Raw genomic sequence first — 25,301 nt, 5'->3', positions numbered from 1 at the left:
GGTAACGCGCTCAGAAGACCGGCAGGTGCGCTGCGGCCACCAGTGGCAGACGCCCGGCGCTTCGGGTGCGACCTTCGTCCAGGGCGGGAACCCGGCCCCACCACGTCGCGCCGTAGGACGCATCGATCGGGGTCAGCGGTGCCGCGCCGCTCAGGCTGTTGCCGGCCCGCTCCAGCCAGCGTGTGATCCGAGCCTTCATGATTGACCTCCTCTGTTGTTGGCACTGACTCTCCTGGTTCACGGCCTTGAGCGGCATCGGGTGGCTGGCGGATGTGCGGGATGAATCGCGTGTCCACCGATCGGGGGACGTTCTGCTGCCATGCTGTTCTCATGCCCCGACTGCCCCGCCGGATCGCATCGGATCTGAATGCGAGATTGCGCAGCCCCGAGACCGCGGCCGTGGTCGCCGGGCTGGAGAGCAAGCTCACCGAACGTCGCCGTGACTACAAGCTGCAATCAGGGGCGTTCCGGGGCGTGCGGGTGGTGGTCTACCGCGGATTCGCGGCCGACGACGTGGCCAAGGTGCGGGTTCGGGTGATCGAGACTCCCGAACTGCCCGGCGATAGCCGCATCCCGTATTGGGAGGTGGCCCAGAGCAATTTGCGTCGACATGCGGCCCTGTCCATCGTCGGAGCCGAGGTCGAATTGCGGGTCGGCAGACATCGGGCAACGGAGGTCACCGACAGTCACGGCTTCGCCAATTTCTCGCTGCCCGTGCCGAAATTGAAGGTCGGCTGGCACGCCGCCGAAGCGGTCGCCGCGGGGATCGGTGACGACGAGCCCGCCGTCGGCAGCGGATGGGTGGTCAAACCCTCTCTGGCCGCGCCGTTTCTGGTGATCTCCGACATCGACGACACCATCCTGCTCACGGGACTGACCGAAGGCTTGGCGATGGTGGCCAGAACACTGTTGCGAGAAGTGGAGCAGCGCAACGCGATTCCCGGCATGTCCGCGCTCTACCGAGGACTGGCGCGGGGTGTTGCCGGGCGAAGCGGGAAGCTCCGCCCGGAGCCCGCGTTCTTCTATGTGTCGACGGGAAGCTGGTCGTTCTATTCGATGCTGGAGCAGTTCATCGAACTTCGTGCCTTCCCTCCGGGCCCGATGTTCCTCACCGATTGGGGGCCAACCGAGCGCTACCTGAGGCGCAGCGGGGCCGAACACAAGCGCGCCGCTGTACGGCGGCTGTTCGACGCGTATCCAGGAATGCGTTTCGTGTTGATCGGCGACAGCGGCCAGCGCGACCCGCTGATCTATGAGGAGATGGCCCGCGAGTTTCCCGATCGGGTGCTACTGGCGATCATCAGGCAGGTCGGCAGTGACGAAGAGGAGCGCAACGCTCTGCTGCGGGAGCACGCCGAAGCACTTCAGGGCGAGGGCATTCCACTCCATCTGGTGGCCGACCCCAGTGAGGCAGCCGAGCTGGCACACAGTCTCCTGCTGTGCGACGGCGATACTGTCGCGGAGGCCCGCGACGAATTAGGCGACTAGACCGGCGTACTCGGCGCGTAGTCGAAGGTGGTCGTCCCGACATCCGCGGGGTCGTAGGAGAAGTAGATCGGCCCCTGCAGGAATGGTGTGATCCCGCTATTGAATCCATAGTCCTTCGACGACACAGAGGCACTGGGGCCATCGTCGTAGTCATCCTGCGTGATCGTCGTCGTGTAGAGCAGAGTCAGTCCGTCGCTGGTGTAGACAGAGACGGTGGTTCCCACCGGAAGGTAGTCGTCGACTTTCAAGTCCGACAAGGTGGATGGGAGTACATCGATCGGAACATTTCCGCCCAGCCCACCGCTGTCGATGGTCACGTTGTTGACGATCTGCTGGATCGGAGTCGAAGTTCCCTTGTAACTGACCTGCACGTCCAGGGTTGCGTCGTACCAGCCGGTAGCCGAGGTGACAGGTGTGAGGGGGTTGGCTCCGAATGTGAGCTGGCCCGCGGGTTCATTGATCAACAGGCCTTGATTGAGGCCCGTAGGCAATGCGTGCACGACGCTGCCCACCCCGTCGGACGTGCCCCAGCAGACACCCATATCAGCCGACACCGCGTATTTCGGGTCCGACCACTCGGATTGGGGGATGTCGTGCCAGGTCGCGCCGTTGTCAGTCGATTCCGAAACGCTCGTGACCACGCCGATATCAGTGGGTTCAGTAATTATTCCATCGCCGAAATTCACCGATGTGTCGTACACGCTGTAGTAGAACCGCCCCCAGTCCCCGTATTGGATCATGCCCGTCTTGCCGGTGGGCTGGCCGATGTTGTCAGCATTGACGTCGGTGATCGGGATGATCAAAGGGCTTGAACCAGTGTCGACTTCGACCTGGGTCACGGGTCCTCCACCGATGGAAAGACCGACAGTCGTGTATTGGTTGGTCGTCGTGTAGGTCAAGGCGACGGTGGGCGCGCCGCCCGCGGCACCAGCCGCTCCCCGATGACCCAACAAACCGCCGAAGCCTCCGGTCCCGCCGGCGCCCAAAACCCCACCGGCGCCGCCACTTCCACCGCTGCCACCGAACAGGCCGCCCCGGCCACCGTTACCGCCTTGCGCTGTTTCCCCGCCCAGCCCGCCGGCACCACCGGCTCCGAGGAACAGCGCGTTGCCGCCGGCACCGCCGGCACCCACCGGCCCGCCGACACCACCCGCACCGCCGTTGCCGTACACCAGTCCTCCGGCGCCACCTACCCCACCGGAGGCGCCCCAGCCGCCTGTCCCACCGACGCCGCCCGTACCGATCAATCCGGCCGAGCCGCCATTGCCGCCGGCTACTCCGGCCGCCGTGCTATCGCCACCGTCGCCACCGTTGCCGTACAACCATCCGCCGGGAGCTCCGGCGGTGCCCACCCCTTCGGCATTGGTCGTTCCGTTGGCACCGTTGCCCACCAGTGGACGCCCAGTCAGCGTCTGGACGAAGCCGTTGATGCCGCCGGACAACGCTTGCTCCGCGGCCGAGGGGGTGGCGGGGACGGCGACCGCCGCCCGTTTGATGCTCGATGTGAGAGCCGCCGCCTTGAGCGTGGTGACACTGCTCAACGCAACCCTGGGTGCCGCGACGCCGGAGCCGGGCTTGGTGGTGGTGTGGACCGCGCCGGCATTTTGCGGCGCGGGACCGGCCTGGGCGCTATCGGCGTGGGCAACGCCGGATCCACTGGCCAGTGCCGCTCCGACACCGAAGGTGATCGCCCCGGCACCAAGCCACAGATAGGGTTGGCGCCGGCGTTTTGCTTGGCCCACAGGGACCACCCCATATCTCTGGTCGGCTCAATCAGCGCGACCGACGCTACGGTCCGGCACTTCGTCGTGTGTCAAATACAGCCAACTCCCAGCCACGGTTCACTCTAGATCAAAGGTCGCGCCGCAGAAGCACATCTCCTACGTTGGCGGAAACGATTTGCACAGAAGCGATTTGGTCGAGCGGGATCGATGTGCTGCCGCCTAACGTCGCCGTCATTCCGGGTTGCGCTGTCCACGTTGCCAACTGAACCCGGCTACCGTCGCGTCCGATCGCGACCACCGCCAGCCGGTCGTCGCCACCGTCGTACTCGACGCCCCCCGGCCCCTCGGTGGAGGTGCAGTGCACGTCGATGCGGGTGCCCCACGTCCGGCTGCTGAGGGTCACGGTGGCCGCCAGCGGTATTGGTTTGACCGGAGTCATGGTGAGCGCCGCGGCCTGGACTTGCTCCTGAGAAGTTGTCACGGCCATCGGGTTCGAGGCGATGGCCACGAACACGCCGACCGCCACCGCGGCAGCTGCCGTCAACGTCCACGTCAGCGCACGGGACTGTCGCCGCCGTGAGTTGACGCGAGCAAGGAGCTCGTCTCGCATCGGCGGCAGTGCGGCAGGCGCACCGATCTCGTCGAGCGTGTTGATGTAGCCGCGGTCGATCTGGGACAGCAGCGCGGGCATACCGCTGAGGTCGCTGACCGCGTCGGCGCACGACGGGCAGCCGCGCAGGTGAGCTTCGAATTCACGCCGCTCGGCAGCCGACAGGGAGCCCAGCACGTAAGCCGCGTCCCACAGGGCGTATGGATGGGTGCCGCCGGACGGCGTCGGGCCGTCAAGAGTGGTCATTACGTCACCTCGAAGTCATGCCCTCGATCAGCTGGGTGATGAGCATGAGGACGAAGCGGTCGAAGTCGGCGCGGAAGCGCGGAGCGTCGGTTACGAACGGACGCTGCATCGACATGCCGAGCAGCACGATTTCCATGAGGCGCACCGATTCGTCGATCATGTCGTCTTGCGCGTCGGTTCCCGTGATCGTCTGGAGCAGTGAGGCGAACTGCTGGCGCTGCGCATCGCGGAACTCGAGGTATGCAGACCGCAGAAAGTCGTTGTGGTTGGCCGCGGCCCCGAACTCGACGACGAAGGTGACCGTGTCGAGATTGTCGATGAACAGGGTGTACAGCAGGCCGGCGGCGTCGGCCAGGCCATCGGGCACGGACGCGGCGTGGGTCAGCTGGGCCGACGCCGTCGCGAACAATGTCTTGGCGACGTCGTTGATGGCCGCGTCGAACAGCTTCTCTTTGGTCTCGAAGTGATAGTGCAGCAGTGTCTGCGACACCCCGGCTGTGGTCGCGATCAGGCGCATCGACGATTTCTCGTACCCGTAGGCGCGGAAACACTGGACGGTCGCCTGAAGGATCCGCTGCCGGGCGTCGCCGGCCGTCACCTCAGCCACCCCGACACGCTCGTCGGCCGCAGCCGTTGATGTCAACATCGGCGCTCGTTGCTCGTCGATGGCCGTCTCCCTGATCGCTCAGTCAGTGCATTCCCCATGTGAGACACGACTGGCCACACGGGCTGGTTCAGCAGGAGACCAGGAAATTCACAAGTTCGCCGGGGATTGGCACATTTCGTTCCAAACGACCGGGGCTGAGTCAGGACGACGACGCGGTGAGCTCGCCCGAGTGCAGCTTGAGCACCCGCCGCACCTTCGCGCTCCGATGCAGCGCCCTGCCCCACGCCACCGCGAACGAGACCAACACCAGCACGACCAACGCCACCAGCCACGGATAGCCGCCGTGCCCGTGCACCCACACGACCAGAGCGCTCTGGAGGCGCCCCGCGGCGGAGATCACCGGATCGTCCGGAGCCGCGGCGCCGTCGAAGATCCGCACTTCGTAGACGCCGTAGTACGCGACGTAAAGTCCGACCATCAACACCAGAGCGCCGCCAATCCTGTTTGTATACGGCAGAATTCGGCGCATCCGATACATCCCGATGGGGTTGGCGAACGCCGCGGCGATCGCCAGAACACCCACGATCAGTGACATGCCGGCGGCGTAGATCAGGTAGGTGACCAGACCGTCGATGATCAGCCCGCTGCGGAAACTTGCAGCGGTGACGGCCAGGAAGGGACCGACCGTGCACGATAGCGACGCGATCGCGTATCCGATGCCGTAGCCGAACATCGAGCCGCCCCGCACCGTCGGCGCCCATCGGCTGCTTCGAGTCACCACCGGGTTGAGCCCAGGCAGGTGGCGGCCGGCCAATGACCAGATGCCGAGGCCGACGAGGGCTACGCCAATCGCGACCGTGACGTACGGGAGGTACTGCTGGACGGCCGCGGCGGCGGACACCGTGAGCAGCCCGAACGCGCCGAACACCGCCATGAAGCCCAACACCATCTCCAGAGTGGCTACCAGTGCGCGCCGTAGCGCACTCAGCTCACCGGCGGCGTCACCGCGCACAACCAGGGTCATATAGACAGGCAGCATCGCGAAGCCGCACGGATTCAGTACTGCTACCAATCCGGCGCCGAAGGCTAGGCCCATCAGGCTCTGTTCCACGTGCGCAGCGCTCTAGCTCATTCGGGATTCACTCTGCTGGTCTCCACATCGCATGCCCCTATCTCTCGGCGACCAGGAACCGTCGTCTGGCTATGACACGAGGCGCGGAGCTTTCCGGTTCAACCAGAAAACACCCGATCCAGATCCCGCCCTTGGCGGCGGCTATTCGGCGTCGAGGTGCTGGCTGACCCGAGCCAGCGCCTCGTCGAAGACGTCGACTTTCTCGCTGCGCTTTTCGTTGGCCGGCTGCGCGCCGCCGCGCCCACCCTCGGCCTCGACTCGGGCTGCGCCCTGGCGCCGCAAGAGGCTGAAGTTTTTCTCCCGCGCCTGCCGCAGGCGGCTCTGCAGTTCCTTCAACTGCTTCTCGTCCATGCGGGCCAGAGCTGCTGGATCACTCTCGGCGATCAACGAGTTTTCCTGCGGGGTCAGGTTCACGTGGTGGTTGCTCACTGTTGATTCATAGCCTGTGCCGGGCGGACGGAAACGGCGAATCGCCGTGTGGCTCGTCGAAGCGTCACTCACCGTTCATCTACATCATTTGCCCCACAGCGGCGGCCAAGGAACACATCTTTCGCCCGAAGTCCTGCGTCTGGTGCGCGCCATACGTTGACCCCATGAACATCATCACCGGCATCAAGAAGTCGATCGTTTACGGCGCAGTCTTCGGCGGCCTCTGCGCTGCCGCCCTCGGCGTCGGCACAGGGCTGGCGCAGGCCGAATCCGGAGTGCCCTCCACGAGCAGTCATCACGTCTCGTCGTACGACCGGGGTGACCAGGACGTCGTCCGGCGCGGCACCGTCATCCCGATCCACGGCGATGACGAACACCCGAGATCTGTCAATCACTCCCCCGCGGCCGCCGGAGCCACAAGGATGGGAAAGTGACCGAGGCGCTCGCGGCCAATGAGGCCGCCGACGAATTCTGCGAAGATTGCGGCTACGAGCCGGAACTGAAGCGAACGCTGAATGGCTTTCAGGTGTTTGCAATTTCGTTCGCGTCGCTGTCTGTCGCGGTGGGCATCTTCGCCACCTACGACGATGTGTTGCGCAACTCCGGTCCAGTGGGGATCTGGCTCTTCCCGATCGTAGCGATCGGACAGATTCTGGTGGCTTTGGTCTACGCGCAGTTCGCGGCTCGCATACCGCTTAGCGGGTCCTCGTATGCGTGGGCCTCGCGACTGGCCAGTCCCAAGATCGGCTGGGCCTTCGGGTGGCTCGCCGTGCTGAGCGCCGTCGCCGCTCCGGTGACCATCGACAACGCGTTGGCCAGCCAATGTCTGATGCCGTTGCTCGGCATGGAGCCCAACGAGACCACCGCACGGGTGATCACGGTGATTGTCTTGGTCATTCAAGCGATCCTGGCGATCGCCGCGACACGCATTGTCGGCTGGGTCAACTCCCTGTCGGTGGGTGTCGAACTGGGCATCTTGTTGGTGATCGGAGTGGCGCTGACCGTGGCGTTGGTGGTCACCGGCAATGGTTCGTCCGGGAACCTCTTCTCGCGCGGCATCACCTCAGGCGACCCCAATTATTTCGTTGTCGGCGGTGGCTTGATGGCCGCTTCGATCATGGGACTGTCCACCCTCGTCGGCTTCGAGACGGCGTCGAATATGGCTGAGGAAGCCAAGAATCCGACCCGGAGCGTGCCGCGGGCGATCATCGGATCGGTGACGGCGGCATCGGTCCTCGGGATGTTGTTCGTCATCATCCTCACCGTGTCGATCACCGACATGACCAAGGTTTCCACCACTGAATCGCCGGTCGCGGAAATCATGACCGAACGATTCGGGCCGGGTTTCGAACGGCCACTGCTCGCGGCGATCACGCTCGCCTTCTTCGGTGCGGCTCTGGTCGCCATGGTCTCCGGCGCCCGCTACATCTACGCGATGTCACGCGACGGGCGATTCCCCGCGCATAAGGTGATGCGCCGGGTCAATCCGCGCACCAGGACGCCGATTCCAGCGACCCTGGTTGTGCTTGCCGTCGGCATCATTCTGATGGCCCTGATGCCCGGTGATGCACTGCTGCAACTGATTTTGGCCGGCGCGATCGTCACGATCCTGCCGTATCTGATGACAATCGTCCTATACATGGCAACACGCCATAAGCTCGACCGCACGGCGGCCGGGTTCGACCTGGGTCGCTGGGAGTGGCCGGTCGCGATCGGCGCGCTTGCCTGGGTGGTCATTTCGCTGTTCGTCGTGATCGCCTCATCGGCAACGCTGACGCCCATCGTGATCGCCTTCGGTCTGTCCGCGGCAGGCTTGCTGTACTTCGGCTACATGTGGAAGTTCAACCGTGAGGTCCTCGAGCACGAACCCGGCGATCCCAATATGTTCGCCGAGGTGCAGTGACCATGAACTCGCATGCGCTCACCGGACGGGTCGTCACTCCCGGCGATACCGACTACCCGGACGCCAGCCGAGGCTGGAACCACTTCTTCACACATCTCCCCGCTGCGGTGGTGTTCGCCGACGACACCGCCGATGTGGTGAATGCGCTGGCGTGGGCTCGGCAGCAGGGTCTCCCGGTCCGGGTCCGCAGTGGCGGGCACGCCCTGGAGGGGTGGTCCGGTGTGGACGGCGGCGTGATCATCGACGTCAGCGGGTTGAAGTCGGTGGCGATCGACACGGCAGCACAGACGGCGACCGTCGGTGCGGGCCTCAATCAGTTGGAGACGGTCACCGCCCTTGGTGCGGCCGGTGTCGCGGCGCCGACCGGAACCGAAGGCAGCGTCGGATTGGTCGGTGCGACATTGGGCGGCGGGTTTGGCCTGCTGACGCGCAAATTCGGGATGGCGTCGGACAACCTGATTGCGGCCGAGGTGGTCGTGGCGCCAGCGGACAGCGGTGCCAACGTGGTGATCGCCGACGAGCAGACCAATCCGGATCTGCTGTGGGCGCTACGGGGTGCCGGCAACGGAAACTTCGGGATCGTCACCTCGCTGACGTACCGGATTCATCCGCTGGATCAGGCGATTTTCCTTGTCGCGACCTGGTCCGGGCTCGACGACCTCGCGGCGGTCTTGGAGGCCTGGCAGCGCTCAGCTCCGTTTGTCGACGACCGGCTCACCAGTCAGCTGGAGATCGAGCGTGACAGGCTCGCACTTCATGCGGCTCTCGCCGGTGGATCTGAATCCGAAGCGTTGCAACTGCTTTCGCCGGTGCTGTCGATAGGAAGCCCCGATACCGTGATACAGGATGCGAGCTGGGCCGACATCTACGCTGATTTTCAGATTCCCATCGAAGAAGAGCCGGCGAACTGGAAGTTCAACTCACAGTTGATCACTGAGCCGCTGCCAACCGAGGCGATACGCATCATCGGCGCGTTCATGGCGAACGCGCCGGCTGGGTGCAACTACTTCACCAACGCTTTCGGCGGCGCGGTTGCGAGCAGCGAGCCGTCGGGCGGGTCTGCTTTCGCGCACCGCGATGCGCTGTATTACGCCGAACCCGGTGCCGGTTGGGGCGTTCGCGGCGGGGCGCCGGCTTCCGACGAGGAGACGGCCGCGGTCCTCGGGTGGGTTGCAGAGTTCTCCGAGGCCATGGCCCCTTACGTCAACGGCGCGTACGTCAACGTGCCCAACGCCGGTATGCCGGACTGGGAACGGGCCTACTGGGGCGCCAATGCCGAGCGGCTACGCACGATCAAGGCCTTCTACGACCCGGACAATGTCTTCTGCTACGAGCAGAGCATCCCGCTGGGTTAGCCCTGCTGGACCAATTCTCGAGCGAGATCGTGCTCGTCAGTGAGACCCCCTCGCAGGGTGTCACTCAGCCGACTGCAGCGGCCCGATGTAGGTGCCGGGATGGGATGCGGCGTCTTGCCGTGCGACGGGAATGCCGCCGGGAATCCAGGGGATCTGTATCAGTCCCGGATTGTTCGGCAGGGTCACCGCGATGGTCTGCGGGACCCAGCCGTTGGGGTTCGGCAGGAAGGTCAACCGGCTGGTCGCGGCGGCGCCGGGCGCCAATGTGACCGGCTGGGGATCGCCGGCTTGCTGCGGAAGCTGATAGTCCGGACCCCACGTCGGGTCATCCGGTCCGATGAGGTTCACGCCGGGGTAGCCCTGCAACGAGCACGTCTGCGCCGACGTGTTCGTGAAGATTACGTCGAAGTGGATCTGGGTGCCGTCCCCGGGGGAACCTGGGGAGCTGGTGCTCAAGCTCAGTGAATCAGGCGCACAAGCGGGTTCGGCTGCTGCTGTCGGCGCTGCCGAAACGATCAGGGCAGCTGCGGTCACCACGCTGGCCGCCCACGCGGGGAGTCTCGGGTTCACCGGACGACTGTAGCCCCCAATCCGCGCCGACAGCGGGGGTTTTCGTCGGCCATTCAAGGCGCCGAGCACCGACAACCCGCACGTTCGGCCAATCACGCGGCTCGGTGCGAGCCCGCCACACCGCGCTTGGCAGGGTTCGATGGTTCTGTCTGACTGCGCTTTTGGGCGAGCGTCTTCGTCTTGGCGCTGACGGGTTGAGTGGCACTTGCCGTCAGGACGGTGGCCGATTGCCCTCAGTGGCAACAACAGTGGCAACCGTTTGAATCGACCAGCGACGGGACGTTGAGCTTCCACCGCCTCAGGCGGTGCTCTGATCCTGCGCGTTCTGGGTGAAGATGTCGCCCGAGTTCTGGCCTTGGTCGTTGACACTGTTGCCGTTGTCACTGTCATCGACGACGACGATCTTTGCGCTGTTCGGCCCTGACGCCGCAGCCGCGGTTGCGACGCTATGGGGTGAGACGATGCCGCACAGCGTTGCCGCCGCGATGGCCACCGCCCCGCCACATATCGCCCGCACGACCCGGCCGTTGTTTGATGGCTTGCTTGTCATGCTGCTCATCAAGCGCCCCGCGCTTAGCAGCCAGATTGGTCCTCGTTAACAATCGGCTGTGAAATCGCTCGGCTAGCTCGCTTGGGACCGCAGACCTCGTCGGGCTTTTTCGGCTGCACCCGTGCGCGGCAGGTCCCGCGACACCATCGCTGCCCGTCGCGGCGAGATCGGCAGCGTCGGTGAGGCGGCCTCGGCATCTTCCATACGTTGCCGGATGCCGGCGATCGCCCGGCTCAAGATACGGGAGACGTGCATCTGCGAAACACCGATCTGCTCGGCGATCTGTGACTGCGTCATGTTCTCAAAGAACCGCAGTAGCAGGATGGTTCGTTCGCGTTCCGGCAATGCGGCGAGCAGCGGTCGGACCGTCTCCACGTCCAGCACCCTGTCGATGTTCACGTCAACGCTCCCCAATCGTTCGGAGAGCGGACGCTGTTCGTCATCGGCCCGAACCGGGACATCAGTGGACTGCGTGGCGTAGGCGCTCGAGGCGATCAGACCGTCGACGACCTCTTGGCGATCCATTCCGAGGTGCTCGGCGAGTTCGGTGGCTGTCGGCGCGCGTCCCAGCGTCTGGGAGAGTTCTGCCCTGCCCCGGTTGAGCTGCAGGGTGAGATCTTTGAGTCGTCGCGGCACCTTCAGTGACCAGCTGTGATCGCGGAAATATCTGCGTACCTCGCCCATCATCGTGGGGACGGCGAACGAGAGGAAGTCCGAGCCGGTCTCGACATCGAACCGCTTCACTGCTTGAACCAGGCCGACGCGTGCCACCTGGACGAGGTCTTCGAGGGGCTCTCCGCGGTTGGCGAAGCGGCGGGCGATGTGGTCGGCCAGCGGCAAGCATCGCGCAATGATGGCGTCGCGTTGGCGCTGATAGGCAGCGCTCTCTGAGTCCAATGTCGCCAGATGGCGGAACATCACCAGAACGTCGGAGTATTCGGACTCGCGTTCGGCGGCAGGCTGGCTCGTCAATTCAATATCCTCGCTGAGTGGCTTCGTCAAGACGTCCGGCTCGGAGTTGAACCTGGCCCAATTTTCCCTATTTGACGCGTCTTTAAACCCGTCAACCGTGACCGGCGAGTGTGCCGAGGGCCACAGAAGATTGTTTCGGCTTCAGGATCAATGCACAGATCAGAGCCGCCACCCCGATGCCGATACAGACCCACAGGGCGTGGGCGAAACTCGACACGGTGCCGGAGCCCCACGATCGGTCCCACCCATGCGTATCCGGTCGAGGTGCCGATGCCGTAGCCGGCGTTGCTGATGCCGGGCAACGCACCCGGCTTCTCATCCGAAGCCTGAAGTACTCCAAGCGAACTCATCGCCGTCATCAACGTTCCGGTGAAGATGAACCCTTACATCGCAACCCCCAGCGGGCCGCGCGACGTCCGCACCGCGAGCTGGTTCGCGACCATCGCCTTCGTCTGGGCGCAAAGCACAGAGTGACACGCCCTCCTAGCTCCGAGGATGACGGGGCGATCGATCATGATCCGCCCAGAGTCGCCGCCGGGAATTACTCGATGGACAGACCTGTTCAAACATTTGTCCGAGAAATTAGACAGACAGGTCTACTCAATTAGGAGCCTCCATGGCGGCACAATTCGACGGCCAGGCACCCGTGGCGCTGGTTACCGGAGCGACATCGGGCATAGGCCGAGCGGTCGCCCTGAACCTGGCGAGAGACGGGTTCGATGTGATCGTCCACGGCCGTGACGCGGCTCGCGGTGCCGCCACGGTGACCGAGATCGAAGCGAAGGGCGGACACGCTCGGTTCGTCTCGGCGGATCTGGCTGATGCCGACGCCGTCAGTGCGCTGGCCGAACAGGTCGGCGATGTCGAGGTGTTGATTAACAACGGCGGCATCTCGTGGTTCGGGCCGAGCGCCGAGCTGGACACCGACACGTTCGATCACCTCTTCGACAGCAACGTGCGCGCCGCCTACCAGCTGGTTGCGGCGCTGGCGCCGGGCATGGCCAAGCGGGGCCACGGCAGCATCGTGAGCATCGACAGCATGGCCGGGCATATCGGCATTGCCGGTGGCGCCGCGTACGGCGCGACCAAGGCTGCGTTGACGGCAATGTCCCGGGCTTGGGCGGCTGAGTTCAGCCCGTCTGGCGTTCGGGTGAACACCGTGGCACCAGGGCCGGTGTTCACCGCCGAGTCCAAGCGTGAATTGATTGAGAGCCTGGCCAGCACGACGCTGCTCAATCGGGGCGCACAGCCCGAAGAGATTTCCGAAGTCGTCGCATTTCTGGCTTCAGACAAGGCTAGCTACATCACCGGTGCCGTCATTGCTGTCGACGGCGGAAGAACGGCGGTCTGACCCATGACCACTAACTATGAACCTAGCCCGGCGGATCGCATCCGCGATCAGGTCGCGCTCTATGAAGCCACAGATGGACAAGAGGGCGGCACCCTGGAGGGCCGCCCGGTGGTCATCTTGACGACGATTGGGGCCAAGACGGGCAACGTCCGCAAAAACCCGGTAATGCGGATCGAGGAGGGCGACACCTACGTGGCGGTGGCCTCCAACGCCGGTGCCGCAAACCACCCGGCCTGGTACCGCAACCTGATCGCCCATCCAGAAGTGTCACTCCAGGACGGCGCCAGCATCCACCGGTTGCGGGCCCGGGAAGTCCACGGAGTGGATAAAGCCCACTGGTGGACTGTGGCAGAGAGCTTTTGGCCGCACTTCCCCGAGTACCGGGCCCGCGCCGGGAATCGAGAGATTCCGATCATGCTGCTGGAGCCGGATCAGGAGAACGAATGACCACCGCGGCGTCGGCGCCCGGTCGTTCGCGCCGCTCCGCTCGCCAACGCCTTCTCGCTGCCGCCGACGAGCTGTTCTACGACGAAGGTGTTCAAACGGTTGGTATCGACCGCATCATCGAACACGCCGGCGTAGCAAAAGGGTCGCTGTACAACACCTTTGGGAGCAAAGAGGAGCTGATAGGGGCGTATCTCGAGGGACGCCACGCCCGCACCCTCGCACGTCTCAATAGTGCGGTCGAACAACACACCGACCCCGTCGCTCGGATATATGCGGTTTTCGACGCCCAAGCCGTGATCCTCGAGCAACCCAACTTCCGGGGGTGTGCATTCATGTCGGCCAGCGCAGAAGCGCCGAAGGGTGGCCTAGTCGAACACGCAGCAGACTCCTACCGCAGCGACCTCCGCGGATTTTTCAATCACCTCGCTGAAGACACCGGGACAACAGACCCTGCGACCCTGGGGCGCCAACTCCACCTCATCTACGACGGAGCGATCATCAGCGCACAGATGGACCACGAACCCTCGATCGCCGTCGCTGCTCGCGCAGCGGTCACGGCACTGCTCGACACAGCCCTGCCTTCCCGTGAAGCACCAGCCGACGACACCGCGTAAGCGTGTTGTGCCGTCGGGCGGCAGTTACACGAAACATGAAGGTGGGCGGCGTCGGCATCGTCGAGATCGGGCGCATTCAGGGGCACGGCCGAAAATGGCACGGGTGCCAGCATCGCTTGCCGGAGAATCGGCAGAGTGCAGCTGTCGCAACACCTCGTAGGCCCGACGCTGGTCTGGGTATGTGCGGCGATGGTGCTAGCCTCCGCGGGCGTCTACTGGTCAACGGCGCTTGGATCGGCCTGGACAGTGCCACGGGCCGCGGTGCGCGCAGTGCTCCAGCTCGTCGCCGTCGCCGCCATTCTGACCGCCGCACTGAGCAGCCTGCGGACATCACTGATCGTGCTGGCAGTCATGTTCGCGGCCGCCACAGTCACCGCTGCCCACCGCAGCCAATCCAACCGTTCTTGGCTCCTCGCTCTGGCGCTCGCAACAGGCATGCTTTCGGTATTGCCGCTGCTGCTTGCGACCGGACTCGTGCCGATTACCGGTATCGCTATCGTGCCCATCGCCGGCATCCTTTTGGGAAGCACCATGACTGCCACCGCCGTCGCTGCGCGACGTGCACTCGACACACTCCGAACCCGGGCAGGCGAGGTCGAGGCACTACTCAGCCTGGGATTCCGCGACCGGCTCGCACGGATGGAAATCATCGGCCCTACTGCCACCGACGCACTCCTGCCCAACCTCGACCAGACCCGGACGGTAGGTATCGTGACGCTTCCCGGCGCCTTCGTCGGTGTGCTGCTGAGCACCGGGTCGGCCATGCAGGCCGGCGCGGTCCAGATACTGATCCTGCTGTCGATACTGCTGTCACAAACGTGCGCGGTCGCGGTGACGCTGGAACTGATCGCCCGGGGCAAGATCACCCGTACGGGCCATCCCCCGGAATCGATGCGACGGCGACTGGGTTTGCGGCGCAGGCGATCAGCGACTGACGCGTCAGCGTAAGTGGCGATAGCTAATCGCGGGTCGGGCCGTGGCGCATGGTGGTGCGGTAGGTGCGCGCACTGCGGCCGAACCATCACCGCAAGTCGGTCGAATTCCCTTTCGCGAGATGAATGCAAGAAACCCCGAGACCGAATAGTCAAAGACTGCCCGCCTGGCCGGCCGTCTCAGCCCGCCTGCGCTGGCGACCGGGACGGGCCGAGTGCATCTAGCAACTCAGGCAGCGGCACGGTAGCGATCCCGATGGCACCGTCTGCGATCCCGTACGGGAGTACCAGGGTGTCAGCGTGCGCGAGCGCGCCGCACGAGTAGACGACGTTGGGGACGTAGCCGTTCTGCTCGTCGGGCGTGGGGGTCAGGAGCGGCCGTCGCAGCCGACCGATCACCCGGGTTGGGTCGTCGAGGTCGAGCAGTATCGCCCCGATGCTGTAAGTCCGCATCGGCCCGACCCCGTGAGTCAGCACCAGCCACCCCGCGTCGGTTTCGATTGGCGGGCCGCAATTTCCGAGCTGCAAGGCCTCCCACACCTCGGTCGGCTGCTGGCAGGGCGATGCATTCGGCCAGACCGACAGGTGATCGGCGAAGGCCACGGTGTTGGTCTCGCGGTCGGATCGTGACATCGCGACGTACTTCCCGCGGATCCGGCGGGGAAACAACGCCAGTCCCTTGTTTGCCGCGGCACGCCCGACCAGCGGCGACGAGGTGAAGCTCTGGAAGTCCTTGGTCTCCAGTAGCTGTTGACTGATGTGGGATCCGTCGTAGGCCGTGTAGGTGGCGTAGTAGGTCACCGAGCTGTCGGCCTCGACGAAACGAACGAAGCGTGCGTCCTCGATGCCGGCCTGCTCGGCCGCCATCGCAGGCCACAGGACGCGCTCGGAAAGTGGTACTTGGTCGCTGAATTCGATGGAGTAAGAGCGTCCGGCGATGCTCCGTATCAAGGCGATCGCGTCCTGCGCGTGGCCGCGCGTGTTGAGGTTGGCACTCAGATCGTTGAGCCGCCCGTCGAGGTCGGACCTGGTGAAGCGGTCACCGAGTGCGTTGAGCACGTAGTCGGTGGCCTCGCCGACGTGCGCGTGCCGGTCGAGCTCACCACGGAATATGGCCTTGTCGAGGAGCGTGGGTCCGATGCGTCCGGTCGTGACGAAGGGGGACGGGTCGTCGATCGTGGCGCGGCCCGTCGCGTCGACGATGCCGGTGCGGAACCCGATAGAGGACCGGTGTCCTTCGCCAATTCCCCTGACGCTGAGCACGAATCGCAGGCTTCCCGTCGGGATACCCGTTTGATCGTGGTGGGCCACGATACTGGGGTTGCACAGCGCAGCCCCTTCGATGGCGTACTCGTTGGTGAATGCCGCACCAAGCAACAACATCCGGGCATCAGAAATCTCGCCGTCGGGATCCAATCGGTCGGCGAGTTCGCGGGCGTGCCGACGGAAAGTGCCCGCGAGGTCACGGTGACGGCTGTCGAAGCGAGTCATGACATCATCCAGGGACGATTGGACGTCGTCGTCGGCGAGAGCGAGGATGCGCGCGAGCACAACCCCCGCTCGAGACTCCTGCAGCTCGAAACCCTCCTGGCCTGGGACGAAGAGCCGAGTGATCACCCGCGCCGAGTCAGCGGCGACCCGCTGCGCACTGCGTGTGACGAAGTCGGTTCGGGTAGACGTCATTGCAGAGCAGGCGAGAAGCGGCGTGCGCGCTGCAAGGTCGAGATGACCGCCAGTGTCGATTCGGTGCCTTGGTTGAGGTTCACACCGTCTGCATGCAGACCGTCGAAGCCACCACCGGTCGCCGGATCCCACATTGGTTGTCCCCCATCATTGGCGCCGTCGAACCAGGCTGCGGCGGAGCGGATCCCCTCGGTCCAGAGCGACCGCGCATCGATGGTTGCTGCGCGCGCACAGGCGTCGGCCAGGGTGGACACTTCGATCGGCTGCTGGTCGAACGCAGGACGGGGGTCTCCCGGCCCACGCCCCGCTACGGGGGTAGGTGAAAGGTGGCCGTCGGCTGTCTCGTAGGCGAGCAGCCACTCCAACAGATCCAACCCACACTGCCGCAGACCCGCGTCGCCGAGCGCGACGCCCGTCGCGATCATCGCCTCAGGGAGAATCGCGTTCGCATAGGTAAGTCGTGGTTCCGGCCATGGCCAGTCGGCGTCACCGTTGCCTCTGGCGACGGTACAGGCATAGTCGACCAGCAGCTTGCGCGCCAAGACATTACGTGGCTCGACACTGAGGACCTCGGCGGCTCCGACTGCGGCGAATGCCATGGCCCGCGGCCACTGCGATCTGGCCTTGGCGGCGCGCTCGAACTGAATCACAGCCAGCTTGCGCACCAGGCTCACGTCGCTGTTGGCGGCGGCGGTGCCGAGCCCCCAGATGCACCGGCCCCAATGATCCTCCACCGTAGGTTGATCGAGCCAACGTCCTGCTTTGTCCATCCGGTTGCGGCAGGCGCCGCTATAGGACTGCGCATCGTTGAGGAACTGCAGGGCCTTGCCTGCGAGACCGTTCACGGGGCCGGGCGACTCAGGCTCGCGGGTTGTGACCACGAGAACCCTGGCCATGTCATCAGTGCAGTAACCGTGATCGCGACGGGGTTCGGTCAGGAGGGCGTGCTCGAATGTGGCTTGGTGGTCCGTCATCCGCAACAGGTGAGCGAACGACGGCGTGGGCACAGTGCCGGTCATGTCAGTGCCAATCGTGCGCCGACCAGCCGTTGGGCCAGTGCGACATAGGTATTGGCGACGACAGGCCAGGCCACCGTCGGGGCCAGCTCCCGAGATTCCGCGGCCATCGAGCCTGCGATACGGGGATCGGTCAACAGTCGGCGCAGGGCACTGACCAGTGCATCGGGATCGTCGTGAGAGACAACGGTGCCCGCACCGCTACCAAGCATTTCGATCGCGTGCGGAAAGGCAGTGGCGACGATCGGTCGTCCGCTTGCGACGGAGTCGACCAGCACACCGGAGGTCACTTGGTCCCTGGAGTCGTACGGAAGTACGACGACGGCGGCGGACTGGACGAGCGCGATCACATCGGCAGCGCTCCGGTAGACCGGATCGAAAGACACCGAGGCGGCGATGCCGAGGCACCGCGCTTGCTCTATGAGGGATTCGCGATACGCCTCGCCCTCGGCGGCGAGCACCTTCGGGTGGGTTCGGCCGGCGATCAGATACCGCGGCTGACCTGGCAGGTCCTTGAGCGACGCCATCGCGTCGATCACCCGCTCGATGCCCTTACCAGGGCCCAAGAGGCCCCAGGTCAAAATGATGGGTCGCCTCGGACGCCTCTGGGTGGCGCTGTGGGGCACCGTCGCGCCATGTGGGATGGTGACCACCTTGTTGCGGTCGATCGCGTAGCTGAGGCCCAGTCGGAGCCTGGCCGCCTCAGACATGACCACCACTTGGTCTGCGCTCTCCGCGACCGCTTCGAGTACCGAACGCTGATGCGGCGTCGGATCTTTGAGGACCGTATGAGCGATGACGATCGACGGGACGTGCAAACCGGCCATTATTTGGACGACTTCTTCGCCATCCAGCCCACCGTAGATGCCGTATTCGTGCTGAATGACTGCAATGTCGTTCTGGTTCAGCAGTTCCGAGCATGCCGCGACTGACTTGGGGGAACCATTCACGAGTTCACCGATGACGTTGATTCGCGCAGAAGGAAACTCGTCGGCCACCCGCACCACAGTGACGCTGGCGCCCTTGGCTTCCAGTCCGTCGGAGAGCGCAGCGCTGAACGTCGCGATCCCGCACGGTGTCGGTGGGTGGGTGCCGAGGATCCCGAAACTCGGAATGCGGGAAAAGCGGTGCACTCTACGGGGAGAAAACAACTGCGGTAACAACGATAACGAGTTCAAAATTGTCCCGACTAAGCGGTAATACGGTGCGTCCGGCGTGAGCGGTTGCTCGGGCAGATCAGCGTCAGAAGCTGAGCCAATCCAGACTGGCTGGGGTTACCAACTCCTCTCACGCTACACCCATACCGGGTGAAAGTCGTGGTCGACCGCGAGCCGCTCGAGAATGAACCGCTGATCAGCCGGCGGCGTAGATGCGCGCATCCCAGCCTGCCAACTGTAAGGACGTCGAGGTCAGCGCGCCCGGAGTGTCGGGGAGGTTGCCCAGCAACAGGCCGGCGCCGATCCACTCGGCGCCGACATCGACGGCTCTGGGCTCGCGACCGCAGTTGGCGATCACCAGGATTGCGCTCTCCGGCGCGCGTCTGCTGTACGCCCAGATCTGCGGGTCCGCCGCCATCAGCGGCGTCAAGTCCCCGTGCACGAGGATCGGCAGTTCATGACGAAGGCGAATGAGCTCTTGGTAATGGGCGAATACGGAATCTGGTGCAGTGAACTGTGATTCCGCATTAAGCCAGGTGTGATTAGGGTTGACCGGCATCCACGGTTCGCCGGATGTGAATCCTGCGTTGTGTCCCGGGCCCCATTGCATCGGTGTGCGGGCGTTGTCGCGGCTCATCGCTCCCAAGCCGGCCAGGGCAGCAATCTCGTCGCCGCTCAGTTCGACCACACTCGTGTAGTAATTCACCGCCTCGAGATCCTGATGGTCTCGCGCACTGCTGAACGGGTAGTTCGTCATTCCGAGTTCTTCGCCTTGATAGACGAACGGTGTGCCGCGCATGCCGTGCAGAATCGTTGCCAGCGCTTTCGCCGAGGCGGCCCAGTAATCCGGATCGTCATCGCCGAACCGGGAAACGACGCGAGGCTGGTCGTGGTTTTCCCAATACAAACTATTCCAGCCGATGTCGGCCAATGCGCCCTGCCATCGGTAAAGCGATTCCTTGAGGACAACCAAGTCGAGTCCCAGGTACTCGAACTTGTTCGCCGGGCTCTGATCCACGGACACGTGCTCGAATTGAAAAACCATGTTGAGCTCGCCCCGAGCCGGATCGGTATACAAGCGTGCTTGATCAGGAGTTACCCCCGGCATCTCCCCCACCGTGATGAACTGTCCGTCGCGGCTCCCGAACACCTCGCGAGTCGTCTCGGCCAGGTACTCGTGCACGTGCGGCCCGTCGACGAACTCGTCCACGGCGATAACGAACTGATGCCCCGGGATCGTGGGCGCGTCTGGAAGCCCCCGGGCTTTGGAGATGAAATTGACGACATCCATTCGGAAGCCGTCGACGCCACGGTCGAGCCACCAAACCATGATGTCCTGCATGGCCTTTCGTACCGCAGGATTCTCCCAGTTCAAGTCCGGTTGCTTACGGTCGAACAGGTGCAGGTAGTACTGCCCGGTCACCTGATCCCACGTCCACGCCGGTCCGGAGAAGAACGAGCCCCAGTTGTTGGGTTCGGCAGCCGCACGAGAGTCGCGCCAGATGTACCAGTCCCTCTTCGGATTATGCCGAGACGAGCGTGACTCGATGAACCACGGGTGCTCGTCGGAAGTGTGATTGACCACAAGGTCCATCACCAGCTTCATCCCGCGTTCGTGGATTTCTGCTAGGAGCACATCGAATTCAGCAAGCGTGCCGAACAGTGGGTCGATGTCGCGGTAGTCGCTGACGTCATAGCCGTTGTCGGCCTGAGGTGAAGGGTAGATCGGTGACAACCAGATGACATCAACCCCCAGCGCCTGTAGATAGCCGAGCCGCTCGATGATGCCACCCAGGTCGCCGAACCCGTCGCCATTCGAATCGGCGAAGCTGCGCGGATAGATCTGGTAGACGACGGCAGACTTCCACCACGTAGCGTCCTGCGGCGTCATCTCCGATTGCCGAGGATCTGGCGGTAGACGGTGACGTAATTGTCGATCATGGAGCTGACCGAAAATCGCTCGGCGGCGAGCGAGGCAATCTCGTGCCGTTTGAGCTCACCAGCGGAATCGACTGCGGCGAGCGCTGATTCGACGTCCCCGACCAGAAAGCCGGTCACACCGTGCTCGATGAGCTCTTGCATCGACCCTCTCGCGTAGGCGATGACGGGTGTACCACAGGCCATCGCCTCTACGACGCTGTAACCGAAGGGCTCGTCGAAATCGATCAAGTGCAGCAGCGCGTGCGCACCACCGAGTACCTCGGCACGCATAGCGGCGTCAACGGCGCCGACATAGCGCACCTGCTCACCGTCGACGTGTGGCTCGACTTCGGTACGAAAGTAGTTTGCATCCTGGATGATCCCGGCGATGACGAGCCGGCGACCACACCTGCGCGCGACCTCGATTGCATGCGCGGTGCCTTTATCGGGGTGGATCCGTCCGAAGAACAACAGATGGTCGCCGGGGTCAGGATGGACCGCGAACCCGTCGATGTCGATCCCGTGGTGAATGGTGGCGGCGTACTGCAGATCCGGGTGTCGATCAGTGTCGCTGATCGACACGTAAGCGGTTGTCCTGTCGTAGCGCTCGTAGACGGGAACGATCCGTTCGGATGAAAACCCGTGGATCGTGGTAACGACCGGAGTCGAGACTAGGTCGCTGTAGGTGAGTGGCAAGAAGTCGAAACCGTTGTGGATGATGTCGAACTCACCAGCACGTTCGAACACCGACGCGATATGCAAGCACTCGGCGACTTTCGCGTCGATCGTCGCATCCTCCGACCAGCCGCATGGCACGACCGCGTGCAGGTTGGCCGTCGTGATGGAATCTTGGGTGGCAAAAAGCGTTACATGATGCCCAGCGGCCACCAGTCCCTCGGTGAGCAACGACGCGAACTGTTCCCAAGGCCCGTAGTGCCGGGGCGGTGTGCGCCACGCGATGGGCGCGAGCACGGCGATTCGTATCGGACCGGTCACCGGGCGCCGATATGGAATGTGGATGCCTTCAGGCTTCGCGGGCGCCAAGGCCGCGCCAACGTATGTACACGGATCCGAGCCGTCGAACCGCGGCGGATCATCGCACCGAGCCGCGCGGGGCGAGTCAGCACTCGCGCGACCGCTCAGTTCTTCGTTGACCGCTGGGGGCGGGGACGACGACGACCGGACACCGGGCATGGGACACCACATGTTGGCTGATAGAACCGAGTACCGCCCCGACGAAGCCCCCGTGTCCATGTGAGCCGACCACCATGATGTCGCATGTGCCAACACTTTCGAGCAGCACTTGCGCGGGGTGTCCTTCCACCGTCTCCTGCGTGATCGCGACAGGATCGGTCGCGCTGTCCGGGTCGGCTGCGGTGGCTCTACGGATGGCTGCGTCCAGCAGATTGTCCACAGCGGTAGACGTTTTCGCGAACGCGTCCTCGGGTACGCCGCCTTCTGGCTGATACCCCAACGGGAACATGCTGCCCATTCCCGGATCGACCCACGGTGGGTGATACTGCCAAGCAAGGATTGCATGGATGGGGATCTGGCGGGCCCTGGCATCTCCGAATGCCCACAGGAGCGCCTCCAACGACCCCTGCGAAGCATCGACGCCGACCACGAGCCGTCCGCTCTCATGGGGCCCTTCGGTAACAGGCAGCGACTCCGAATTTGATTGTCCAGTAAGGGTCATGTGCTCAGTATGCGCTGCCGGCACAGTTGGGTACCGGGAACGCGCATGCACGGTAACGGCCAATTATGTCGTGCGTTTTTAGTTAGCCCTTGGGGACATCTCGCCCCTTCCTGCCTGTTCGCATCGGCTGGAAGATCTAGCGGGCGGCTTCATAACGGCGTAGCGTTCCCTGTTGCTGAGTCCTTACAGCCAGTCCGGAACGAGTTTGGCCGTCCGCCGCCGAATTCGAGGAGCTTTCGCTCGAGCCGCACATGCCGATGTTCCACCCGCCGCGGTCGAGGCATCATGCGCACTTCCCTCATTCCCCCATTTACCGACGATCCCAAACCGGAATCAGTAAGCGAAACATGTTGCTGGATAGCACTTCTGAGCGCACGCTCGAACAATGGACACCATCCTTCCCCTCGGCGGCGCCAGTCCAACATGGGAGCAGGGTCATGAAAGCCATCACATGGGTGTCGAAATCGGTACGGGTCATCGCTGTGGTCACCACTGCCACCGCGACCGTCGCCTCCTGCAGCTCCAGTTCCACCCCATCCTCGACCTCGACCTCGACTGCACCCGCCTCCGCGGTGGCTGCCGGGCCGCCGATCAGCGTGTCGCTCACCAGCCAGCCGTCCGGCACGGTGTCACTGAGCTGGGACCCGCAGACCAAGAACGTCACCGCCAAGCTGCAGATGTCCGGGTTTACCCCGGGCAGCAGTCACGCGATGCACATCCATCAGGGCAGCTGCGAAGCTCAGGGGAACGTCTTGGTGCCATTTCCCGATGTGACCGCCGACAACGTTGGAGCGATCCACACCACCGTCGTCAGCTCGCAACCCTCCGCGTCCGGGCTTGCCGCTGGCACGCTACTCAACATCCATCTGGCTCCGGCCGACCAACTCGGCAGCCCAGATTCACTTGGATACACGCCCATCTCGTGTGCCGACATCACCCCTGCCGCGTCGACGACACTGACTATGGCGCCGCTGCCACAGCCCGGCCAGCATCCACAGGGTTCGGCGACGCTGACCTACGATCCGGCGAAGAAAACATTGTCCGTGTCCGCCACCGTGAGCGGTCTCGTCCCCGGCAGCGGCCACGCAGTACATATCCATCTCGGCTCGTGCGACTCTCAGGGTGCCGTCAAATATCCACTCACCGATCTGCTGGCCTCGCCGAATGGTAGCGCTGCAGCGAACACCCTCATCCAGAACGTCGATCAAGCTCCACCGGTCTCGGGCTGGTACATCAACGTTCACCTCGGATCGGCCAGCCAGATCGAACAAAACGGGCAGCCCACCCTCTACTTCCAGCCCATCGTCTGCGGCAACATCAGTAAGTAGACGACGGCACCGCGAGGCGCGTTGCACAAGCTGTACAGCCTCCTTGAGAACGGATCAGAGCTGGCTGCGGAACGACTCCAACTCCTGGTGCCGTTCGGGGGTGGTTTCGGGGTAGGCCATCTTGAGGCTGTCGAGGGTGTCGAGGACGATCTGCGAGACGATGAGGCGGGCGTTGTCTTTGTCATCAGCCGGCACGATGTACCAGGGCGCCTGCTCGGTGCTGGTTGCGTGCAGGCACTCGCCATACACCTGCTGGTAAGTAGCCCAGAAGGACCGCTCGTGGATGTCGGCGAGACTGAACTTCCAGTTCTTCTCGGGTGCGTCGATGCGGGCACGGAACCGTCGCGCCTGTTCGTCTTTCGACAGGTGCAGGAAAATCTTGACGACCTGAGTGCCATTGCGGTGCAGGTGGGTCTCGAGGTCGCGGATCGACTGATAACGCTGCTTCCACAGGCTCTTCAGATCGATGAGCTGATCGGGCAACCCGTGTCCGTGCAGGATGTCGGGGTGGACGCGGGCAATGAGGACATCCTCGTAGTAGGAGCGGTTGAAGATGCCGATCCGTCCACGTTCGGGCAGGTTGCAGGTGGTGCGCCACAGAAAGTCATGCTCGAGGTCCTGATCAGTGGGTTGTTTGAAGCTGAAGACCTGGCAGCCTTGAGGATTCACCCCCGACATCACGTGGCGGATCGCGCCGTCTTTGCCGGCGGCATCCATGCCTTGAAAGATCACCAGCAGCGCCCACTGGTCGGACGCGTAGTGCAGTTGCTGCAGTGCGGCCAGTTTCTTGACGTGTTTCGTCAGCTGCTTCTTATAGTTCTTGTGCGACTTGTACAGGGCTGTCACCGCTGTCGGCGCGTCGGCGAGGTCAACGTGGGGACCGGCCGCCACCCGAAAATGCGTCGAGTCGATCGTCATAGTCGCTCCTTGCTGCGCTGTCCGGTGGGCCAGGTGTTCTCGGCGGATTCAGTCTGGCCGCCCCCGTCGCCGAGGAGCTCCGGGTCGACGTTCCATCGTCCGATGCAGCGTTCGCCGTGGTAGTCCTCGATCACCGCGATCGAGGCGGTGGTGCTGGCGAGCAGGCGCCCGCTCTCGGCGGGCAGTCCCAACGCACGTGCGGCCAGGATGCGGGAGAAGTGCCCGTGCGTGACAACGACGAGCGTCTCACTGCCGTGGAGCGCGTGCGCAGCGAGGAAGGCGTCCGCCCGCGCGCCGACCGTCTGGGTTGATTCGCCGTGGGGGCAGCCGTCACGCCAGATGTCCCAGCCAGGCGCCTCCAGGCGGATCTGACGAACGGTCATGCCCTCGTAGTCGCCGTAGTCATATTCCGCGACAAGCGGATCCACCGTGACCGACCATCCTGGCAGAGCGAGGGCGGCGGTCGCGGAGGCGCGCCGGCGAGGGCTGGAGAACACCAGGCAATCCTGGCCGGCCAGCAGGCGTTCGAGCAGCGGCACCAGTGATGTGGCCTGCCTGCGCCCGTGGGGTGTCAGAGCCAGATCCGTAGTGCCGGTGTAGCGTCCGGACATCGTCCATTCGGTGCCGCCGTGGCGGATAATAACCAGTTTCAC

Annotated in this window: 25 protein-coding genes and 1 pseudogene; 9 read left to right on the top strand and 17 right to left on the bottom strand. The window is 64.1% G+C overall.

All coding sequences use genetic code 11. The features are described 5' to 3' along the window. Positions 1-10: 10 nt before the first annotated feature. Positions 11-199: a hypothetical protein gene (locus tag CG716_RS17095; protein WP_094481698.1), complete on the bottom strand. Its 189-nt coding sequence runs from the start codon at positions 197-199 to the stop codon at positions 11-13. A gap of 131 nt (positions 200-330) precedes the next feature. Here CG716_RS17095 and CG716_RS17090 point away from each other — a divergent pair, with 131 nt between their 5' ends. After that, positions 331-1,488, top strand: a complete 1,158-nt coding sequence (locus CG716_RS17090; protein WP_165774186.1) for a phosphatase domain-containing protein — start codon at positions 331-333, stop codon at positions 1,486-1,488. Here the strand turns inward: CG716_RS17090 and CG716_RS31135 are convergent. From CG716_RS31135 to CG716_RS17065, 5 genes are all read right to left on the bottom strand, one after another. Beyond that, positions 1,485-3,230 carry a PecA family PE domain-processing aspartic protease gene (locus CG716_RS31135; protein ID WP_133066964.1) on the bottom strand — a complete coding sequence of 582 codons (1,746 nt, stop codon included), beginning with the start codon at positions 3,228-3,230 and terminating at the stop codon, positions 1,485-1,487. The two genes, CG716_RS17090 and CG716_RS31135, sit on opposite strands and share 4 nt — an antisense overlap. A gap of 109 nt (positions 3,231-3,339) precedes the next feature. Next, entirely contained in the window at positions 3,340-4,068 is a 729-nt protein-coding gene (locus CG716_RS17080) for an anti-sigma factor family protein (protein ID WP_094481694.1), read from the bottom strand. A 4-nt stretch (positions 4,069-4,072) separates the two neighbouring features. Continuing rightward, positions 4,073-4,714 (bottom strand): TetR/AcrR family transcriptional regulator, encoded by a 642-nt coding sequence (locus tag CG716_RS17075; RefSeq protein WP_094481692.1) that lies wholly within the window; start codon positions 4,712-4,714, stop codon positions 4,073-4,075. Between the two features lie 160 nt (positions 4,715-4,874). Next, positions 4,875-5,786, bottom strand: a complete 912-nt coding sequence (locus CG716_RS17070) for a cytochrome c biogenesis CcdA family protein (RefSeq protein ID WP_094481690.1) — start codon at positions 5,784-5,786, stop codon at positions 4,875-4,877. A 162-nt stretch (positions 5,787-5,948) separates the two neighbouring features. Continuing rightward, on the bottom strand, positions 5,949-6,236 hold the full coding sequence (locus CG716_RS17065; protein ID WP_094481688.1) for a hypothetical protein: 288 nt from the start codon (positions 6,234-6,236) through the stop codon (positions 5,949-5,951). Between the two features lie 164 nt (positions 6,237-6,400). Between CG716_RS17065 and CG716_RS17060 the strand changes: the two genes are divergently transcribed. The 3 genes from CG716_RS17060 to CG716_RS17050 are packed head-to-tail and all read left to right on the top strand — an operon-like array spanning position 6,401 to position 9,494. Then, positions 6,401-6,670: a hypothetical protein gene (locus CG716_RS17060; protein ID WP_094481686.1), complete on the top strand. Its 270-nt coding sequence runs from the start codon at positions 6,401-6,403 to the stop codon at positions 6,668-6,670. Beyond that, on the top strand, positions 6,667-8,139 hold the full coding sequence (locus CG716_RS17055) for an APC family permease (RefSeq protein ID WP_094481684.1): 1,473 nt from the start codon (positions 6,667-6,669) through the stop codon (positions 8,137-8,139). Before CG716_RS17060 ends, CG716_RS17055 begins: the two co-directional genes overlap by 4 nt. A gap of 2 nt (positions 8,140-8,141) precedes the next feature. Beyond that, complete coding sequence (locus CG716_RS17050; protein WP_094481682.1) at positions 8,142-9,494, top strand: FAD-binding oxidoreductase; 1,353 nt, start codon at positions 8,142-8,144, stop codon at positions 9,492-9,494. 60 nt (positions 9,495-9,554) lie between these two features. Here CG716_RS17050 and CG716_RS30780 read toward each other — a convergent pair whose 3' ends face one another. From CG716_RS30780 to CG716_RS17040, 3 genes and pseudogenes are all read right to left on the bottom strand, one after another. Further along, positions 9,555-10,064, bottom strand: coding sequence for a DUF4232 domain-containing protein (locus CG716_RS30780; protein ID WP_234817880.1), 510 nt, complete (start codon positions 10,062-10,064; stop codon positions 9,555-9,557). A gap of 298 nt (positions 10,065-10,362) precedes the next feature. Further along, on the bottom strand, positions 10,363-10,623 hold the full coding sequence (locus CG716_RS29905) for a hypothetical protein (RefSeq protein ID WP_133066963.1): 261 nt from the start codon (positions 10,621-10,623) through the stop codon (positions 10,363-10,365). A 189-nt stretch (positions 10,624-10,812) separates the two neighbouring features. Continuing rightward, positions 10,813-11,586 (bottom strand): annotated as a pseudogene (locus tag CG716_RS17040) (SigB/SigF/SigG family RNA polymerase sigma factor); the annotation flags it as partial. Between the two features lie 616 nt (positions 11,587-12,202). Between CG716_RS17040 and CG716_RS17030 the strand changes: the two are divergent. The 4 genes from CG716_RS17030 to CG716_RS17015 all read left to right on the top strand — a co-directional run bounded on the left by CG716_RS17030 (position 12,203) and on the right by CG716_RS17015 (position 14,946). Next, positions 12,203-12,937 carry an SDR family NAD(P)-dependent oxidoreductase gene (locus CG716_RS17030; protein WP_094481676.1) on the top strand — a complete coding sequence of 245 codons (735 nt, stop codon included), beginning with the start codon at positions 12,203-12,205 and terminating at the stop codon, positions 12,935-12,937. 3 nt (positions 12,938-12,940) lie between these two features. Then, positions 12,941-13,384 carry a nitroreductase family deazaflavin-dependent oxidoreductase gene (locus CG716_RS17025; protein WP_094481674.1) on the top strand — a complete coding sequence of 148 codons (444 nt, stop codon included), beginning with the start codon at positions 12,941-12,943 and terminating at the stop codon, positions 13,382-13,384. Further along, entirely contained in the window at positions 13,381-13,998 is a 618-nt protein-coding gene (locus CG716_RS17020; protein ID WP_094481672.1) for a TetR/AcrR family transcriptional regulator, read from the top strand. The genes CG716_RS17025 and CG716_RS17020 overlap by 4 nt, the downstream gene beginning before the upstream one ends. 135 nt (positions 13,999-14,133) lie before the next feature. Beyond that, on the top strand, positions 14,134-14,946 hold the full coding sequence (locus CG716_RS17015) for an ABC transporter permease (RefSeq protein WP_165774185.1): 813 nt from the start codon (positions 14,134-14,136) through the stop codon (positions 14,944-14,946). 164 nt (positions 14,947-15,110) lie between these two features. Here CG716_RS17015 and CG716_RS17010 read toward each other — a convergent pair whose 3' ends face one another. The 6 genes from CG716_RS17010 to CG716_RS16985 all read right to left on the bottom strand — a co-directional run bounded on the left by CG716_RS17010 (position 15,111) and on the right by CG716_RS16985 (position 22,402). Beyond that, positions 15,111-16,613: a glycoside hydrolase family 130 protein gene (locus tag CG716_RS17010; RefSeq protein WP_094481670.1), complete on the bottom strand. Its 1,503-nt coding sequence runs from the start codon at positions 16,611-16,613 to the stop codon at positions 15,111-15,113. Further along, complete coding sequence (locus CG716_RS17005; RefSeq protein WP_094481668.1) at positions 16,610-17,632, bottom strand: glycosyltransferase; 1,023 nt, start codon at positions 17,630-17,632, stop codon at positions 16,610-16,612. The genes CG716_RS17010 and CG716_RS17005 overlap by 4 nt, the downstream gene beginning before the upstream one ends. Beyond that, a complete protein-coding gene (locus tag CG716_RS17000; protein ID WP_094481666.1) occupies positions 17,629-18,762 on the bottom strand; it encodes a glycosyltransferase in 1,134 nt (377 codons plus the stop codon). The genes CG716_RS17005 and CG716_RS17000 overlap by 4 nt, the downstream gene beginning before the upstream one ends. Before the next feature lie 220 nt (positions 18,763-18,982). Next, positions 18,983-20,677: an alpha-glucosidase gene (locus CG716_RS16995; RefSeq protein ID WP_094481664.1), complete on the bottom strand. Its 1,695-nt coding sequence runs from the start codon at positions 20,675-20,677 to the stop codon at positions 18,983-18,985. After that, positions 20,674-21,702, bottom strand: coding sequence for a glycosyltransferase family 4 protein (locus tag CG716_RS16990; protein ID WP_234817879.1), 1,029 nt, complete (start codon positions 21,700-21,702; stop codon positions 20,674-20,676). Before CG716_RS16990 ends, CG716_RS16995 begins: the two co-directional genes overlap by 4 nt. Positions 21,703-21,826: 124 nt before the next feature. Next, complete coding sequence (locus CG716_RS16985) at positions 21,827-22,402, bottom strand: universal stress protein (RefSeq protein WP_133066962.1); 576 nt, start codon at positions 22,400-22,402, stop codon at positions 21,827-21,829. 437 nt (positions 22,403-22,839) lie between these two features. On the opposite strand from CG716_RS16985, the gene CG716_RS16980 reads away from it, so the two are divergent. Continuing rightward, the gene (locus CG716_RS16980) at positions 22,840-23,730 is read left to right on the top strand and encodes a CHRD domain-containing protein (RefSeq protein WP_133066961.1); all 891 of its coding nucleotides are present in this window, start codon (positions 22,840-22,842) and stop codon (positions 23,728-23,730) included. Positions 23,731-23,784: 54 nt separating this feature from the next. Here CG716_RS16980 and CG716_RS16975 read toward each other — a convergent pair whose 3' ends face one another. Then, complete coding sequence (locus tag CG716_RS16975; protein ID WP_094481658.1) at positions 23,785-24,648, bottom strand: ADP-polyphosphate phosphotransferase; 864 nt, start codon at positions 24,646-24,648, stop codon at positions 23,785-23,787. Continuing rightward, a complete protein-coding gene (locus tag CG716_RS16970) occupies positions 24,645-25,301 on the bottom strand; it encodes a histidine phosphatase family protein (protein ID WP_234817878.1) in 657 nt (218 codons plus the stop codon). Before CG716_RS16970 ends, CG716_RS16975 begins: the two co-directional genes overlap by 4 nt.

It is taken from the genome of Mycolicibacterium sphagni, assembly GCF_002250655.1.
Classification (GTDB): Bacteria; Actinomycetota; Actinomycetes; order Mycobacteriales; family Mycobacteriaceae; genus Mycobacterium; species Mycobacterium sphagni.
Note: the sequence above shows the minus strand (reverse complement) of the source record. Positions and strands in the feature narration are given on the sequence as shown.